Here is a 13,104-nt window from a genome sequence, read left to right on the forward strand (position 1 = left end):
TACATGAAGGACTTCGACCTGCTGGCAATCCTGCTGAAGCCGGAGTTCGGTGCGATGCTGCTGCACGGCCTGCAGGAGACGCTGAAGATCGCGGCCGGCTCCTGGCTGCTGGCCATGGCCATGGCGGTCGTCCTGCTGGTCGTGCGCCTCACGCCGAGCCGGCTGGCCGAACGCGTGGTGGCTGGCTATGTCTCCTATCACCGCAACGTGCCGACACTGGTGCAGCTCATGCTCTGGTACTTCGGCATCTTCAGCCTGCTGCCCGATGCGCTGCAGGGCTGGCTGTCGGTGCACAACGCCGAGACGATTCTCTCGATCATCGCGCTCGGGCTCTGCCAGGCGGCCTATTTCAGCGAGGACATGCGCTCGGGCCTGCGCTCGATCCCGGCCGGGCAGGCCGAGGCCGCACGCGCGCTCGGCCATGGCTACATCGGTTCGATGCGCCACGTGATGCTGCCGCAGGCCATCCGCAACGCGGTGCCGGCACTCGTGAACCACAGCGTGTCGCTGTTCAAGAACAGCAGCCTGGCCATGGCCATCGGCGTGGCCGAGCTGACCCATGCGGTGAAGGAGATCGAGAGCCAGAGCTTTCGCACCTTCGAGGCCTACAGCATGGCGACGGTGCTGTACCTCGTGTGCTCGCTGCTCATCATGGCCGTGGGCGGCTGGCTGTCGCGGCGCTACCGCATCGTCGGAGCGAGGTAAGAAGCCATGTTCAGCGTCTATGAAATCCTGCGCGACAACTGGCTGCTGCTGCTCATCGGCCAGTACCCCAGCGGACCGCTCGGCGGCATCGTCGCCACGCTGATCCTGTCGGTGCTGAGCATCGTGCTGGCGTTTCCGCTGTCGGTGCTGCTGGCGCTCGCGCGGCTGTCGCCCTGGCGCCTGCTGCGCTGGCCGGCCACGGTGCTGGTCTACGTGGTGCGCGGCGTGCCGCTCTTGATGGTGATCCTGTGGGTCTATTTCCTGGTGCCGATCCTGATCGGGCGGGACGTGTCGGGCTTCACCACCATGCTGTGCACGCTGGTGATCTACGAGGGCGCCTACCTGTCGGAGGTGGTGCGCGCCGGCATCCAGGCCCTGCCCAGGGGCCAGACCGAGGCGGCGCGCGCGCTCGGCCACAGCCACCTCGGCACGATGTGGTTCGTGATCCTGCCGCAGGCGCTCTACAACATGCTGCCGAGCATGCTGAGCCAGTTCATCTCCACCATCAAGGAGACCACGCTGGGCTACGTCATCAACGTGCAGGAGCTGACCTTCGCGGCCAACCAGATCAACAACCAGCTGCTGACCAAGCCGTTCCAGGTGTTCTTCATCCTGGCGATGACCTACTACGCCGTTTGCTTCAGCCTGACGCAGCTCGCGCAATGGCTGGAGCGGCGCATCGCCCACAAGCGGCTCGGCGCCGTCTTGGTGAAGACGTCCGAAGACGGCGTCTCGCTGCCGCCGCCCGCGGTGGTGAATCCATGAGCCCCGCGCCCAGCGGCTATCGCCCCCAAGACCAGGAGACAGCGCCATGAACCCCGTTCCACGCCCCCCAGGGGATGACACCATGATCCTGTTCTCCAACATCAACAAGTGGTATGGCGACTACCAGGCGCTCGCCGACGTCAACGCCGAGGTGAAGAAGGGCGAGGTGGTGGTGGTCTGCGGCCCTTCGGGCTCGGGCAAGTCCACGCTGATCCGCACCGTCAACCGGCTGGAGGAAGTGAAGACGGGGCAGCTGCTGTTCGACGGCCACGACATCCACGCGCCCATGAGCAGCGCGGCGCTCAACAAGCTGCGCAGCCGCATCGGCTTCGTGTTCCAGAGCTTCAACCTGTTTCCGCATCTCTCGGTGATGGAGAACATCATGCTGTCGCCGATGCGGGTGCTGGGCGTGAAGCGGTCCGACGCGAAGGCGAGGGCGGCGCAGCTGCTCGATCGCGTAGGCCTGTCGAGCAAGGCAGGCGCCTACCCGGCCCAGCTGTCGGGCGGGCAGCAGCAGCGCGTGGCCATTGCCCGCGCGCTCGCCATGGAGCCGCCCGCGATGCTGTTCGATGAGCCCACCAGCGCGCTCGACCCCGAGATGGTGGGCGAGGTGCTGTCGGTGATGCGCGGCCTGGCCCACGACGGCATGACCATGATGTGCGTCACGCACGAGATGAACTTCGCCCGCGAGGTGGCCGACCGCGTCTGGTTCATGGACGCCGGTCGGATCCTCGAGAAGGCCGACCCCGAAACCTTCTTCAAGAGTCCGCAGCATCCGCGCGCGCAGCGCTTCCTGTCGGACCTGCGCGCGCACTGATGCTTGTTTTTTCCCCTCCCCCGCATCTCCTCAGGAGCTCACCATGTCGAACAGAAACGTCTTCCGCCTCACCACGATCGGGACCTGTCTTTGCGCCGCCTCTCTCCTGGCGCATGCCGACCAGTGGAGCGACATCAGCGCGCGCAAGGAGCTGCGCTGCGGCACCTTCGCCGATGTGCCGCCGTTCGCCGCACCCGATCCGAAGACACGCGAGATGGTGGGCCACGACGTGGACCTGTGCCACGCGCTGGCCAAGGAACTCGGCTTGACGGCCAAGGTCACGCCGCTGTCGGTCGAGGCACGCGTGCCCGAGGTCAAGCTCGGGCGCGTCGACGTGACTATTGCCAATCTGGCCTACACCAAGAGCCGCGGCGAACAGATCCAGTTCAGCGACCCGTACTACGTGGCCAAGGAAATGCTGGCGGTGAAGGCTTCCGACCCCGGAACGGCAAAGGCCGACTTCAAGGGCAAGCGCCTGAGCTCGACCAAGGGCTCGACTTCCGAGCTGTCGATCAAGATGAACGGCTCGGAACCGGTGACCTTCCAGGACACGGGCTCGGCCTTCATGGCGGTGCAGCAGAACAAGTCGGCCGGCATGGTCGCGAACACCATGACCATCACCAAGCTGGTCAACCAGTCGAAGACCGAGGGCGTCGCGCTGAAGATGATCAAGGAGCCGATGGTGCTGCAGCCCATCGGCATCGGCATGAAGAAGGACGAGCCGGTGCTGCTGGCCAAGGTGAACGCCGCGCTCTACGCGCTGGAAAAGTCGGGCGAGCTCGACAAGCTCTGGGCGAAGTGGCTCGGGCCAAACACCGAATACAAGATGGTGCGCGAGGAAAAGGTCACGCCGCTGGCTGACCTCAAGTTCGAACTCCTGCCCTGAGCGGCCGCCTCGCCTCCGGGCGCCCCCTCCATTGGTTATAAGCAGTAATTATTAAAATGGAACCCTGTGTTGTTTTCACTCGGGTTTCGGCATCATCGCGCCATGGAGAAGACAAAGGCTCTCGTGACCCTGATCGAGATGGCGCGCACCGGCCTCGGCTTCACGCCCGCCGACGCCCTCGACCACATCGCCACGCTCATCGCCCAGGAGGATGCGCAAAGCGTGTTCTACGACCGCAGGGTCGAAGAGCTGCTTCGTCTCGGAGCCTGCATCTGGAGCTTGAGGCGCGACATCGTGATGCCCAGGTAGCGTCGGCAGATCCTCCGGACGGGGTTCTATGCCGACTGGCCAGGTGCGGCAAAAGGGAACTTAAAGCTACAGTTTCCAGGCCAAAAAGGCCGGCATTTTGGCATCGAGCAAGCGCCGGCAATCGGAGGAATCGAATGCCGCTCTTGTTCCTGCTGAGGCTGCAGCACACGCTGCTGCCCGTCCGGGTCGCTCTTCCGGAGGAAGTCCGGATCGTCTCGGTGCTTGTGGCCACCGGCCTGATCGAGGCCGAGTTCGCACCCGTGAAACCCACCGGCCGGGATGCCGCATCGCGCATCGCGACGGTGAGGCGCATCACCGAGGAAGGCCTTGCCGAGCTCGCCAAGATGAACGACGCGCCCAGGTTCGTGAAGACCTCGATGCAGTTCGCGCGCGGATTGCGCTTGATGTAGGGACTGCCTGCGGCTCAGGCCTGCCACGGCAGCCCGCGCATCCGCTCGCGCTTCTCTTCCTCGTCGAAGTGCGCGAGCGAGGGCTTGATCAGGTCGCTGCGCGCCACGATGCCCACCAGCTCGAGCGACTGCGCGTCCTTCACGACCGGCAGCCGCTCGAGCCGATGGCGTGCGAGCCGCGTGGCCACCGCGCGGCAGTTCTCGCCCGGCATCGCAAAGAACAGCGGCACGTCGGCACATGCGTCGCCCACGGTGGCAATGGGATCGCGCGTGCCGCACGCAGCCAGCATCCCGCGGTCCGCCACGCCGATCACCGCGCCGTTGCGCACCACGGGAAACGCACGGTGGGCCTGGCCGTCGCCGAAATGCTCGAACAGCGCCCGCGCCACCGGCAGGGCCGCGTCGATGCTGTGCACCTCGCGCGTCATGACCTCTTCCACGGCGTGCCGCTCGAGCGGATCGACGCCGTATTCGCGGTAGATGTGATAGCCGCGGCGCGCGATCTTCTCGGTGAGGATCGAGCGGCGCATGGTCAGCACCGTGAAGCCGTAGGCCACGGCCGACGTGGTCAGCAGCGGCAGCAGCGCATTGCTGTCGTGCGTGAGCCCGAAGGCGAAGATGGTGGCGGTGAGCGGCGCGCGCATCACGCCGCCCAGCGTGGCCGCCATGCAGACCAGCGGCCACAGCATCGGATCGTTGCCGGGCAGCACGTGCGAGAGCACCACGCCCAAGCCCGCGCCCATCATCAGGAGCGGCGCGAGCACGCCGCCCGAAGTGCCCGACCCCAGCGAGATGACCCAGATCAACGCCTTCACCGCCAGCAGCGCGGCCACCACGCCGAGTGCGAGGTGGTTGTGCAGCAGGTCGCCGATCACGTCGTAGCCCACGCCCAGCGCACGCGGCTCGAAGTACCCGCCGATGCCCACCGCCAGGCCGCCGATCGCCGGCCACCACATCCAGTGGATCGGCAGCTTGCCGAACAGGTCCTCGACCTTGTAGAGCGAGATCGAGAGCGAGGCCGAGAGCGCGCCGCACAGAAGCCCCGCGGCCACGCACGAGAGCATCGCGAGCGGGCCGGGCACCGCCGTCTGCAGCGGGAACAGCGGGCCGGCATCCATCAGCAGCGGGCGCGTGAAACCCGCCACCGCGCAGGCCACGGCCACCGGCAGCAGGCTGCGCGGCCGGAGTTCGAACAGCAGCAGTTCGACGGCCAGCAGCACGGCCGCCACAGGGGTGCCGAACACGGCCGTCATGCCCGCGGTGGCGCCCGCCACCAGCAGCGCCTTGCGCTCCGCGGCCGTGAGGTGGAAATGCTGCGCGATCAGCGAACCGATGGCGCCCCCGGTCATGATGATCGGCCCTTCGGCGCCGAACGGGCCGCCGCTGCCGATCACGATGCCCGAGGACAGCGGCTTGAGCAGCGCGACCTTCGGCGACATCTTGCTCTTGCCGAACAGGATCGCCTCGATCGCCTCGGGAATGCCATGGCCGCGGATCTTGTCGGAGCCGTAGCGCGCGACCAGGCCGACGATCAGCCCGCCGATCACCGGCACCACGATGACCCAGGCACCCAGCGTGTGCCCGGCCGGCGAGCGGTCCACCAGGGAAAAGGTCTGGAAGAAGAACAGGTTGGTGAAGAAGCGGATCAGGTCGAGCAGCACGCGCGCGGCCACGGTGCTGACCGCCCCGATGACGACGGCCATGACAGTGATGCGCAGCAGGCGCGCATTGAGGGCGAAGTCGCCGCGGGGCAGGTGGGAGGCTGGGGTCATGGCTGTTCGGGAGGGTCGATCTGCCTCATCCGAGGCCAGCCTTCAAATATATCATTTCATGACATATCAGCCCCACCCCTCCCATTGCGAACCCCGCAGCGGCCTGCTAGGCGCCGCCCCTGCTGACGAGCGCCACCACCTTGGCCAGTTCGGCCACCTGGTCCGCGTGCAGCGCGGCAAGGCGCTCGAGCTTCCTGCGCCCCGCGGCCAGCAGGTGGACTTCGACCTGCCGCCGGTCCGTGTGGCTGGGCTTGCGTTTGACGAGGCCGGCCTCCTCGCAGCGCGAGACGAGGGCCACCACGCCGTGGTGCTGGGCCTGCAGGCGATCGGCGATCTCGCTGATCGTGGCCCATTCGCGGCCGGGAAAGCCCTGGGTGTGGAGCATCAGCTGGTATTGAAGGACGGTGATGCCTTCCTCCCGCGCGGCGTCCTCGCTGAAGCGAAGGAAGCTGCGCAGCCTGAATCTGAAATCTGACAGTGCCTCGAAATGCTGCTTTTCGATGGATCCCCGTTGGCTGGCCATGAACGTTCCAAGAATGAGTGTGCGAACGGAAGGCAATGTAGCAGCCGGCCCGATCCTATGCAGGGTAATTACTCACAGTGTGATGCAATAAACCTCATAACATGATGCATCTGACTTGAACCTGACCTGTGCGATGCCGTCTGCCTGCTCGGCATGTCGCGCGCACTTCCCCGTTGTCGCTGCCGTTGCCCGTGCACCTGTGCGGGCTTCCGTATCCATTCCATTCGAGAAAGAGAAAGATTGCGTATGCAGATCAAGAGCCAGAAGACCTTCTTCTCGGGCATCATGTTCACCTGCGTGGGGGCGGCGTTCGCGCTGGGCGCCGTCAACTACAACGTCGGGAGTGCGGCCCGCATGGGGCCGGGCTACTTCCCGCTGATCGTCGGCGCGCTGCTGACGCTGCTGGGCCTGGTGGTGATCGCCACCGCCTTCGCGGGCCCCACGTCCGACGGCGAGCCGGTCGGAAAGATCGCATGGAAGCCGCTCGGCTTCATCATCGGCGCCAACCTGCTGTTCGGCATCCTGCTGGCGGGCCTGCGCAGCATCGGCCTGCCCGCCATGGGCCTGATCCTCGCCATCTATGCACTCGTGATCGTGGCCTGCATGGCCGGTGCCAACTTCTCGATGAAGCTGTCGCTGGTGCTTGCGACCGTGCTGGCCATCGGCAGCTACCTGACCTTCATCGTGGGGCTCAAGCTGCAGTTCCAGGTGTGGCCCACCTTCATCACCGGCTGAACGCGAGGCACCACCCATGATGGATCTGATCAACCACCTGTCGCTCGGCTTCTCCACCGCGGTGACGCTGCAGAACCTGGCCTATGCGTTCATCGGCTGCCTGCTGGGCACGCTGATCGGCGTGCTGCCGGGCATCGGCCCGACGGCCACCATCGCGATGCTGCTGCCGGCCACCTATGCGCTGCCGCCCGTGGCCGCGCTCATCATGCTCGCGGGCATCTACTACGGCTCGCAATATGGCGGCTCCACCACGGCCATCCTGGTCAACCTGCCGGGCGAATCCTCGTCCGTGGTCACGGTGATCGACGGCCACCAGATGGCCAAGCGGGGGCGCGGCGGACCGGCGCTCGCGGCCGCCGGCCTGGGCTCGTTCTTCGCGGGCTGCGTGGGCACGCTGATCCTTGCCGCGTTCGCGCCGCCGCTGACCGAGATCGCCTTCAAGTTCGGCCCGGCCGAGTATTTCTCGCTGATGGTGCTGGGCCTGATCGGCGCAGTGGTGATGGCCTCGGGCTCCTTGCTCAAGGCCATCTGCATGATCATGGTGGGCCTGCTTCTGGGCTTGGTCGGCACCGACGTGAACTCCGGCGTGGCGCGCTACAGCTTCGACATTCCGGAACTGACCGACGGCCTGGGCTTCATCGCGATCGCGATGGGCGTCTTCGGCTACGGCGAGATCATTGCCAACCTGGCCCGGCCCGAGGACGAGCGCGAGGTGTTCACGGCCAGCGTCACGGGCCTGATGCCCACCAAGGAGGACTTCAAGCGCATGTTCCCGGCCGTGCTGCGCGGCACGGCGCTGGGCTCGTCGCTGGGCATCCTGCCGGGCGGTGGCGCCACGCTGTCGGCCTTTGCGGCCTACACGCTCGAAAAGAAAATCAAGCTCAAGGCGGGCGAGGTGCCCTTCGGCAAGGGCAACATCCGCGGCGTGGCCGGCCCGGAAGCCGCGAACAACGCGGGCGCGCAGACCTCCTTCATCCCGATGCTGACGCTGGGTATTCCGCCCAACCCGGTGATGGCCCTCATGGTGGGCGCCATGACGATCCACAACATCCAGCCGGGCCCGCAGGTGATGACCAGCAACCCGGAACTGTTCTGGGGGCTGATCGCCTCGATGTGGATCGGCAACCTGATGCTGGTGATCCTGAACCTGCCGCTCATCGGCCTGTGGATCAAGCTGCTGACCATTCCCTACCGGTGGCTGTTCCCCGCGATCGTGCTGTTCTGCGCGATCGGCGTGTACTCGACCAACAACAACGTGTTCGACATCTGGCTGGTGGCGATCTTCGGTGTCGTGGGCTACACCTTCATCAAGCTCGGATGCGAGCCGGCGCCGCTGCTGCTCGGCCTCATCCTGGGGCCGATGATGGAAGAGAACCTGCGGCGCGCGCTGCTGCTCTCGCGCGGCGACTGGAGCGTGTTCGTCTCGCGGCCGATTTCCGCGGGGCTGCTGGCAGGGGCGGTGGCGCTGCTGCTGATCGTGCTCCTGCCCTCGATCAGATCGAAGCGCGAAGAGGCGTTTGTCGAGGAAGCGGGTTAGCCCGCAGCGATCCAACAGAAAGCCAGGAGCCGCCCATGTCCAGTTCCCGCCAGGCTTCGGCACCCGAATCCGCGGCGGTGCTGCACCGGCCAGTGTGCGAGCTGCTCAAGTGCAGCCTCCCCCTGGTGCTGGCCGGCACAGGCGGCGCGGCCGGGCCGGAACTGGTCGCGGCCGTGACGCAGGCCGGCGGCTTCGGCTTCCTCGACACGTCGGAAGCGCCGCCTGCGCGTATCCGCGAGGAGGTGCTGGCGGTGCGGGCGCACACAGACCGGCACTTCGGCGTCGAAATGAATCCGGCGGGCACGGAGCCGGCGCTGCTCGGCGCACAGATTGCTGCCTGCATCGAACTGCGCGTACCGGTGGCCGGGCTGCTCGGCGCACCGTCCAGGACCGCCGTGCGGCAGCTTCGCGAAGCCGGGGTGGTGGTGGCCTGCCACGTCTCATCGGTGAGCGCCAGGTGCGAAGCAGAAGGTGCCGGGGCACAGATCCTGATCGTGCAGGGCCGGGAGGCCGGTGACCCTGCGCGCGGCGCGCAACCCCTTGCAGCCATCCTCGCGGATGTGCTGGCGCTCGCATCGGTTCCGGTGCTCGCGGCGGGCGGCATCGCCGATGGAACGGACATCGCCGCCGCGCTGGCCGCGGGCGCGCAGGGCGCCGTTCTGGGTCCCGCGGCGCTGCAGGCGGGCGCGGGCGAAGGCCAGGCCGAAGGCGCGGCGCCGCTGGAGACGATCGCCAGCGCCAGGAGCCGCCTGCAACAGCTCGCATCGGATGCCGCGGCCTCGCTGCGGGGCCGGGCACTGCGCTTTCCTGAACGCGTGATGCTGTCGTCGCCGGTCTGCTATGCCGACGAACTCGATGCGGCCTACAGGTCCGTGCGCGATCGATGACCCGGGAACGCGCCGGCCGGGCGAGAAAAGGCAGGTGGCGGTCCGGCCGCGCCATCGGGAAAAAATAACTGAAACGCGGCGCAGGGCTGCTTCATCCAATGGGAAAGAGAAGCACACATGTCCCACGCCGCCCCCTCTCCACTGGCCGCACCGGCGAGCCCCGCACAGGGCTCCGACCGCGAGCTTGCGGCGCGCGCCGCGCAAGGCGATGCGCCGGCCTTCGAGTGCATCATGCGGCGCCACAACCAGCTGCTGTTCCGCACGGCGCGCAGCATCCTGAAGAGCGACGAGGAAACCGAGGACGCGCTGCAGGACAGCTACCTGCGTGCCTGGCGCGCCATCGGCAGTTTCCGCGACGATGCGCAGCTCTCGACCTGGCTGGTGCGCATCGTGATCAATGAGGCCCTCGGGCGCCTGCGGCGCCGCGGTGCACAGGTGATTCCGCTCGACGGTACCGCCGCGCCCGGCCTCGATGAAAACGAGCCCGAATCGGCGGCCGCCGACGATCCCGACAAACAACCGGAACGCCACGCCATGCGGGAAGAACTTCGGCGGCTGATGGAGCGCCGCATCGATCGCCTGCCCGATGCCTACCGCACCGTCTTCATGCTGCGGGCGGTCGAGGAGATGAGCGTCGAGGAAACGGCGGCGGCCCTCGCGCTGCCCGAAGCCACCGTGCGCACCCGCTTCTTCCGCGCGCGCAGCCTCTTGCGCGAAGGCCTGTCCCGCGACATCGACGTGGCCGTGGGCGACGCATTCTCATTCGACGGCGCACGCTGCAATCGCATCGTGGCGCGTGTGCTGGCGAGCCTGGCCGACGAGCGGGAATCACCCCGCCCCTGAGGCTTCCACCCACGAGGAAAACCACCATGTCCTTCTTTCAAATGACTTCTCCCGTCGCTGCGCGGCGCATGTTCCTCGGCCAGTCGGGGCTCGTGCTGTCCGGTGCCGCGGTCGCGCTGCTGGCCGGCCGCGATGCCCTGGCTGCCAAGGCCGGCGGCGCCACCGGCAACGACGTGCAGATCCTCAACACCGCACTCGCCGCCGAACTCGAGGCCATCGCGGCCTACCAGGCCGGTGCCGAAAGCAAGCTGCTCGAGAAGCCCGTGCTCGACCTGGCCCTGAGCTTCCAGGGCCACCACAAGGAGCATGCGGATCTGCTCGCCAAGACGGTCGCCAAGCTCGGCGGCCATGCCGTAGCAGCCAGGTCCAGCTACGGCTTTCCGCTGGAGCAGCTGAAATCGCAGGCCGACGTGCTGCGCTTCGCAGCCAGGCTCGAGCAGGGCGCCGTGAGCGCCTACCTGGGCGCCGTTCCCCTGTTCGACAATCGCGATCTTTCGAAGGCCGCCGCGAGCATCCTGGGCGACGAGGCCATGCACTGGGCCGTGCTGCGGCAGGCGCTCGGCGAAACACCCGTGCCTTCGGCCTTCATGTCATGAGCTCAGGCCGGTGGCTCCTTGCGGCGGCCGCCTCGCTGGCCGCGGCCGCGCACGCGTGGGCCTCGCCCGACGCCGTGCGCGGCGAGCAGGTCTACGCGCGCTGCCTGGCCTGCCATGCGCTCGCGGTCGACCGCGTCGGGCCCAGGCACTGCGGCCTTTTCGGCCGGCTGGCCGGCAGCGTGCCCGGCTTCGTCTATTCGGAGGCCCTGAAGAAATCGAAGATCGTCTGGAACGACAAGACGCTCGACCGCTTCCTGGCCAAGCCGTTGGCCATGGTGCCCGGCACCGCCATGACCTACGACGGCGTGCCCGACCCCGCGGAGCGCGCGGACCTGATCGCCTACCTCCGGCGTGCCAATGAAGCGCCGCCATGCAGCGAGCGCGCACGCGAATGAACGCCAGGGCCCATCAGCCAGCGCCCACCGCCTCCCGCTTCGGCTGCTTGATCGTCCACAGCGCCGCGGCCATCAGGGCGACACCCGCAAGCTGGACGGCATTCAAGCTGCGCCCATACACACCCCAGTCCACCAGCACCGCGGTCAGCGGGTACACGAACTGCAGCACCGCGATCCTGCCAAGTGGAAGCCGGACCATGCCAGCGAAGAGAAGCGCATAGGCCAGGCCAGTGTGCAGCACGCCCAGCCCCGCGAGCCATGCCCAGGCCGGCGCCGAATCCGGCCATCCGAACACCAAAGGCACCCACGCCAGAACGACGAGCCCGGTCACGCACTGCCACCAGGCCAGCGCATAGGACGTGATGGTTTTTTCCGTATTGGCGAGGACGGTCACCGCGGCATAGCACAGCGAACCGCCAAGGCACACGAGCAGGCCCAGCGCATAGCCGCTGCCCCATGAGGCCATCGATGCCATGTCCCCGAAAAGCCCGGTCGTCAACGCCAGCCCGCACAGCGCGGCCAGGGTGGCAGCCCACTGGCGCGGCGACACGGCTTCACGCAGGACCAGTGCGCCGAAGAGAATGATCCACACCGGCTGGATGTGAAAAACAATGGTGGCCACCGCAATCGAGATGCGCGGGATCGCCGCGAAGAACAGCGCCCAGTTCAGGACCATCAGGCAGCCCGTCGCGCAGGCGATCCATCCGCTCTTGCCGCGCAGCCGCAGCTCGCCGGTTCGGCCGGTGGCCAGGCCCCATGCGAGCAGGGCCAACGCACCGAAGGCACAGCGAAACAGGACCGTGACCAGCGGATGCTGGTTCGCCTCTTCCACGAAGACGCCGATGGTGCCGAGCAGCATGCCGCCGGCAATCAGCAGCCATTGCCCCGTGCTCTCCCGGTCGGATGGCCGCGCCGCCGCAAACACGGGGTGCACCTGAACTGCCTTCTTTTGCATGAGGGCGATCGTCTGCCCATGCGGCAACGGCGTAAAGCGCATAGTTCGAACGCCTATCATTCGAACATCGAATGAGAGAGCGACGATGAAATATCCCGATTTCCAGATCGACTGGCTGCGCGCCCTGGTGGCGGTGGTGGACGCCGGCTCGCTGTCTGCCGCGGCGCCCCTGGTCCACCGCTCCCAGTCCGCGGTGAGCATGCAGATCAAGAAGCTGGAAAACGCGCTCGGCCAGGCCGTGCTGCTGCGCGGCCCGCGGCACCTGGAAGTGACCCCGGCGGGCGCGCAGCTGCTGGTCTATGCGCGCCGCATGCTCGAACTGCAGTCGGAAACGCAGAACGCCATGTTCGGACCGGAGCTCGCCGGCCGCGTGCGGCTCGGCGTGCCGGACGACTATGCCTCCACCTACCTGACGCCCGTGCTGCGCAGCTTTGCCGGCCGCTACAAGGGCGTGGAGATCGAGCTGACCTGCGAGCAGTCGACCTCCCTCATCCCCAAGATCGCGCGGGGCGAGCTGGACCTGGCGCTGGTTTCCCGGGACAAGCCGCAACGCGGACAGCTCCTGTTCCAGGAACCCCTGGTGTGGGTGGGCACGGCGCAGCATGAAGCCTGGCGCCGCGATCCGCTGCCGATTGCGGTCTACGAAGCGGGCAGCATGGCCCGAATCGCGGCGCTCTCGAGCCTGGCGGCCAGGCGGCGCGCCTACCGCATCGTCTATCACAGCTCCAGCCTTGCCGGCCAGCTCGCGGCCGTGGAGAGCGGCCTGGCCGTGGCCGTGTTCACGCGCTGCAGCGTTCCGGCTCACCTGCAGATCTTGCAGAACCTGCCTGCCGGCTTCGATCTGCCGAAACTGAAATCGATGGACGTGGCGGCGCTGCGCAGCAAGGTGTCGCTGCGCTCGCCCGCGGTGGACGCGATGTACGAGCAGATGCTCAGGACCTTGAGCCCGGCCTAGTCGAGCGCACCGGC

At 67.3% G+C, this 13,104-nt stretch carries 16 protein-coding genes; 13 read left to right on the top strand and 3 right to left on the bottom strand.

The features are described 5' to 3' along the window. The first annotated feature begins 3 nt into the window (after nt 1-3). The 6 genes from FB547_RS27465 (at nt 4) to FB547_RS27490 (ending at nt 3,892) form a co-directional block, all read left to right on the top strand. A complete protein-coding gene (locus FB547_RS27465) occupies nt 4-705 on the top strand; it encodes an amino acid ABC transporter permease (protein ID WP_145746801.1) in 702 nt (233 codons plus the stop codon). A 6-nt stretch (nt 706-711) separates the two neighbouring features. Beyond that, entirely contained in the window at nt 712-1,470 is a 759-nt protein-coding gene (locus FB547_RS27470) for an amino acid ABC transporter permease (protein ID WP_145746802.1), read from the top strand. A gap of 82 nt (nt 1,471-1,552) precedes the next feature. Continuing rightward, nucleotides 1,553-2,287: an amino acid ABC transporter ATP-binding protein gene (locus FB547_RS27475; RefSeq protein ID WP_145746877.1), complete on the top strand. Its 735-nt coding sequence runs from the start codon at nt 1,553-1,555 to the stop codon at nt 2,285-2,287. A 43-nt stretch (nt 2,288-2,330) separates the two neighbouring features. Further along, entirely contained in the window at nt 2,331-3,173 is an 843-nt protein-coding gene (locus tag FB547_RS27480) for an ABC transporter substrate-binding protein (RefSeq protein WP_145746803.1), read from the top strand. Between the two features lie 102 nt (nt 3,174-3,275). Then, nucleotides 3,276-3,482 carry a hypothetical protein gene (locus FB547_RS27485; RefSeq protein WP_145746804.1) on the top strand — a complete coding sequence of 69 codons (207 nt, stop codon included), beginning with the start codon at nt 3,276-3,278 and terminating at the stop codon, nt 3,480-3,482. Between the two features lie 134 nt (nt 3,483-3,616). Further along, a complete protein-coding gene (locus FB547_RS27490) occupies nt 3,617-3,892 on the top strand; it encodes a hypothetical protein (protein ID WP_145746805.1) in 276 nt (91 codons plus the stop codon). Nucleotides 3,893-3,906: 14 nt separating this feature from the next. On the opposite strand, the gene FB547_RS27495 is transcribed toward FB547_RS27490, so the two are convergent. Both FB547_RS27495 and FB547_RS27500 read right to left on the bottom strand, forming a co-directional pair. Beyond that, the gene (locus FB547_RS27495) at nt 3,907-5,664 is read right to left on the bottom strand and encodes a chloride channel protein (RefSeq protein WP_145746806.1); all 1,758 of its coding nucleotides are present in this window, start codon (nt 5,662-5,664) and stop codon (nt 3,907-3,909) included. A gap of 106 nt (nt 5,665-5,770) precedes the next feature. Continuing rightward, nucleotides 5,771-6,187 (bottom strand): MarR family winged helix-turn-helix transcriptional regulator, encoded by a 417-nt coding sequence (locus FB547_RS27500; RefSeq protein WP_145746807.1) that lies wholly within the window; start codon nt 6,185-6,187, stop codon nt 5,771-5,773. Nucleotides 6,188-6,433: 246 nt separating this feature from the next. Between FB547_RS27500 and FB547_RS27505 the strand changes: the two genes are divergently transcribed. The 6 genes from FB547_RS27505 (at nt 6,434) to FB547_RS27530 (ending at nt 11,180) form a co-directional block, all read left to right on the top strand. Further along, the gene (locus tag FB547_RS27505) at nt 6,434-6,922 is read left to right on the top strand and encodes a tripartite tricarboxylate transporter TctB family protein (protein WP_145746808.1); all 489 of its coding nucleotides are present in this window, start codon (nt 6,434-6,436) and stop codon (nt 6,920-6,922) included. Nucleotides 6,923-6,941: 19 nt separating this feature from the next. After that, nucleotides 6,942-8,459 (top strand): tripartite tricarboxylate transporter permease, encoded by a 1,518-nt coding sequence (locus FB547_RS27510; protein WP_145746878.1) that lies wholly within the window; start codon nt 6,942-6,944, stop codon nt 8,457-8,459. 35 nt (nt 8,460-8,494) lie between these two features. After that, complete coding sequence (locus tag FB547_RS27515; RefSeq protein WP_145746809.1) at nt 8,495-9,346, top strand: nitronate monooxygenase; 852 nt, start codon at nt 8,495-8,497, stop codon at nt 9,344-9,346. A gap of 117 nt (nt 9,347-9,463) precedes the next feature. Beyond that, the gene (locus FB547_RS27520; RefSeq protein WP_145746810.1) at nt 9,464-10,189 is read left to right on the top strand and encodes an RNA polymerase sigma factor; all 726 of its coding nucleotides are present in this window, start codon (nt 9,464-9,466) and stop codon (nt 10,187-10,189) included. A 26-nt stretch (nt 10,190-10,215) separates the two neighbouring features. Continuing rightward, nucleotides 10,216-10,785, top strand: coding sequence for a ferritin-like domain-containing protein (locus FB547_RS27525; protein WP_145746811.1), 570 nt, complete (start codon nt 10,216-10,218; stop codon nt 10,783-10,785). Further along, nucleotides 10,782-11,180, top strand: a complete 399-nt coding sequence (locus FB547_RS27530; RefSeq protein WP_145746812.1) for a c-type cytochrome — start codon at nt 10,782-10,784, stop codon at nt 11,178-11,180. The genes FB547_RS27525 and FB547_RS27530 overlap by 4 nt, the downstream gene beginning before the upstream one ends. A gap of 13 nt (nt 11,181-11,193) precedes the next feature. Here the strand turns inward: FB547_RS27530 and FB547_RS27535 are convergent, their stop codons facing one another. After that, nucleotides 11,194-12,135 (bottom strand): DMT family transporter, encoded by a 942-nt coding sequence (locus FB547_RS27535; protein WP_261380414.1) that lies wholly within the window; start codon nt 12,133-12,135, stop codon nt 11,194-11,196. A gap of 85 nt (nt 12,136-12,220) precedes the next feature. On the opposite strand from FB547_RS27535, the gene FB547_RS27540 reads away from it, so the two are divergent. Beyond that, on the top strand, nt 12,221-13,090 hold the full coding sequence (locus FB547_RS27540) for a LysR family transcriptional regulator (protein ID WP_145746814.1): 870 nt from the start codon (nt 12,221-12,223) through the stop codon (nt 13,088-13,090). The last annotated feature ends 14 nt before the right edge of the window (nt 13,091-13,104 follow it).

Source organism: Variovorax beijingensis (assembly GCF_007828835.1).
Taxonomy (GTDB): domain Bacteria; phylum Pseudomonadota; class Gammaproteobacteria; order Burkholderiales; family Burkholderiaceae_C; genus Variovorax; species Variovorax beijingensis_A.

Excerpts from the sequence above, each read along its gene's own strand:
- FB547_RS27485 (WP_145746804.1), top strand. The coding sequence starts at position 3,276 with ATGGAGAAGACAAAGGCTCTCGTGACCCTGATCGAGATGGCGCGCACC.
- FB547_RS27480 (WP_145746803.1), top strand. The coding sequence starts at position 2,331 with ATGTCGAACAGAAACGTCTTCCGCCTCACCACGATCGGGACCTGTCTT.
- FB547_RS27530 (WP_145746812.1), top strand. The coding sequence starts at position 10,782 with ATGAGCTCAGGCCGGTGGCTCCTTGCGGCGGCCGCCTCGCTGGCCGCG.
- FB547_RS27500 (WP_145746807.1), bottom strand. The coding sequence starts at position 6,187 with ATGGCCAGCCAACGGGGATCCATCGAAAAGCAGCATTTCGAGGCACTG.
- FB547_RS27540 (WP_145746814.1), top strand. The coding sequence starts at position 12,221 with ATGAAATATCCCGATTTCCAGATCGACTGGCTGCGCGCCCTGGTGGCG.
- FB547_RS27535 (WP_261380414.1), bottom strand. The coding sequence starts at position 12,135 with ATGCAAAAGAAGGCAGTTCAGGTGCACCCCGTGTTTGCGGCGGCGCGG.
- FB547_RS27465 (WP_145746801.1), top strand. The coding sequence starts at position 4 with ATGAAGGACTTCGACCTGCTGGCAATCCTGCTGAAGCCGGAGTTCGGT.
- FB547_RS27520 (WP_145746810.1), top strand. The coding sequence starts at position 9,464 with ATGTCCCACGCCGCCCCCTCTCCACTGGCCGCACCGGCGAGCCCCGCA.
- FB547_RS27475 (WP_145746877.1), top strand. The coding sequence starts at position 1,553 with ATGATCCTGTTCTCCAACATCAACAAGTGGTATGGCGACTACCAGGCG.
- FB547_RS27510 (WP_145746878.1), top strand. The coding sequence starts at position 6,942 with ATGGATCTGATCAACCACCTGTCGCTCGGCTTCTCCACCGCGGTGACG.
- FB547_RS27505 (WP_145746808.1), top strand. The coding sequence starts at position 6,434 with ATGCAGATCAAGAGCCAGAAGACCTTCTTCTCGGGCATCATGTTCACC.
- FB547_RS27490 (WP_145746805.1), top strand. The coding sequence starts at position 3,617 with ATGCCGCTCTTGTTCCTGCTGAGGCTGCAGCACACGCTGCTGCCCGTC.
- FB547_RS27515 (WP_145746809.1), top strand. The coding sequence starts at position 8,495 with ATGTCCAGTTCCCGCCAGGCTTCGGCACCCGAATCCGCGGCGGTGCTG.
- FB547_RS27525 (WP_145746811.1), top strand. The coding sequence starts at position 10,216 with ATGTCCTTCTTTCAAATGACTTCTCCCGTCGCTGCGCGGCGCATGTTC.
- FB547_RS27470 (WP_145746802.1), top strand. The coding sequence starts at position 712 with ATGTTCAGCGTCTATGAAATCCTGCGCGACAACTGGCTGCTGCTGCTC.
- FB547_RS27495 (WP_145746806.1), bottom strand. The coding sequence starts at position 5,664 with ATGACCCCAGCCTCCCACCTGCCCCGCGGCGACTTCGCCCTCAATGCG.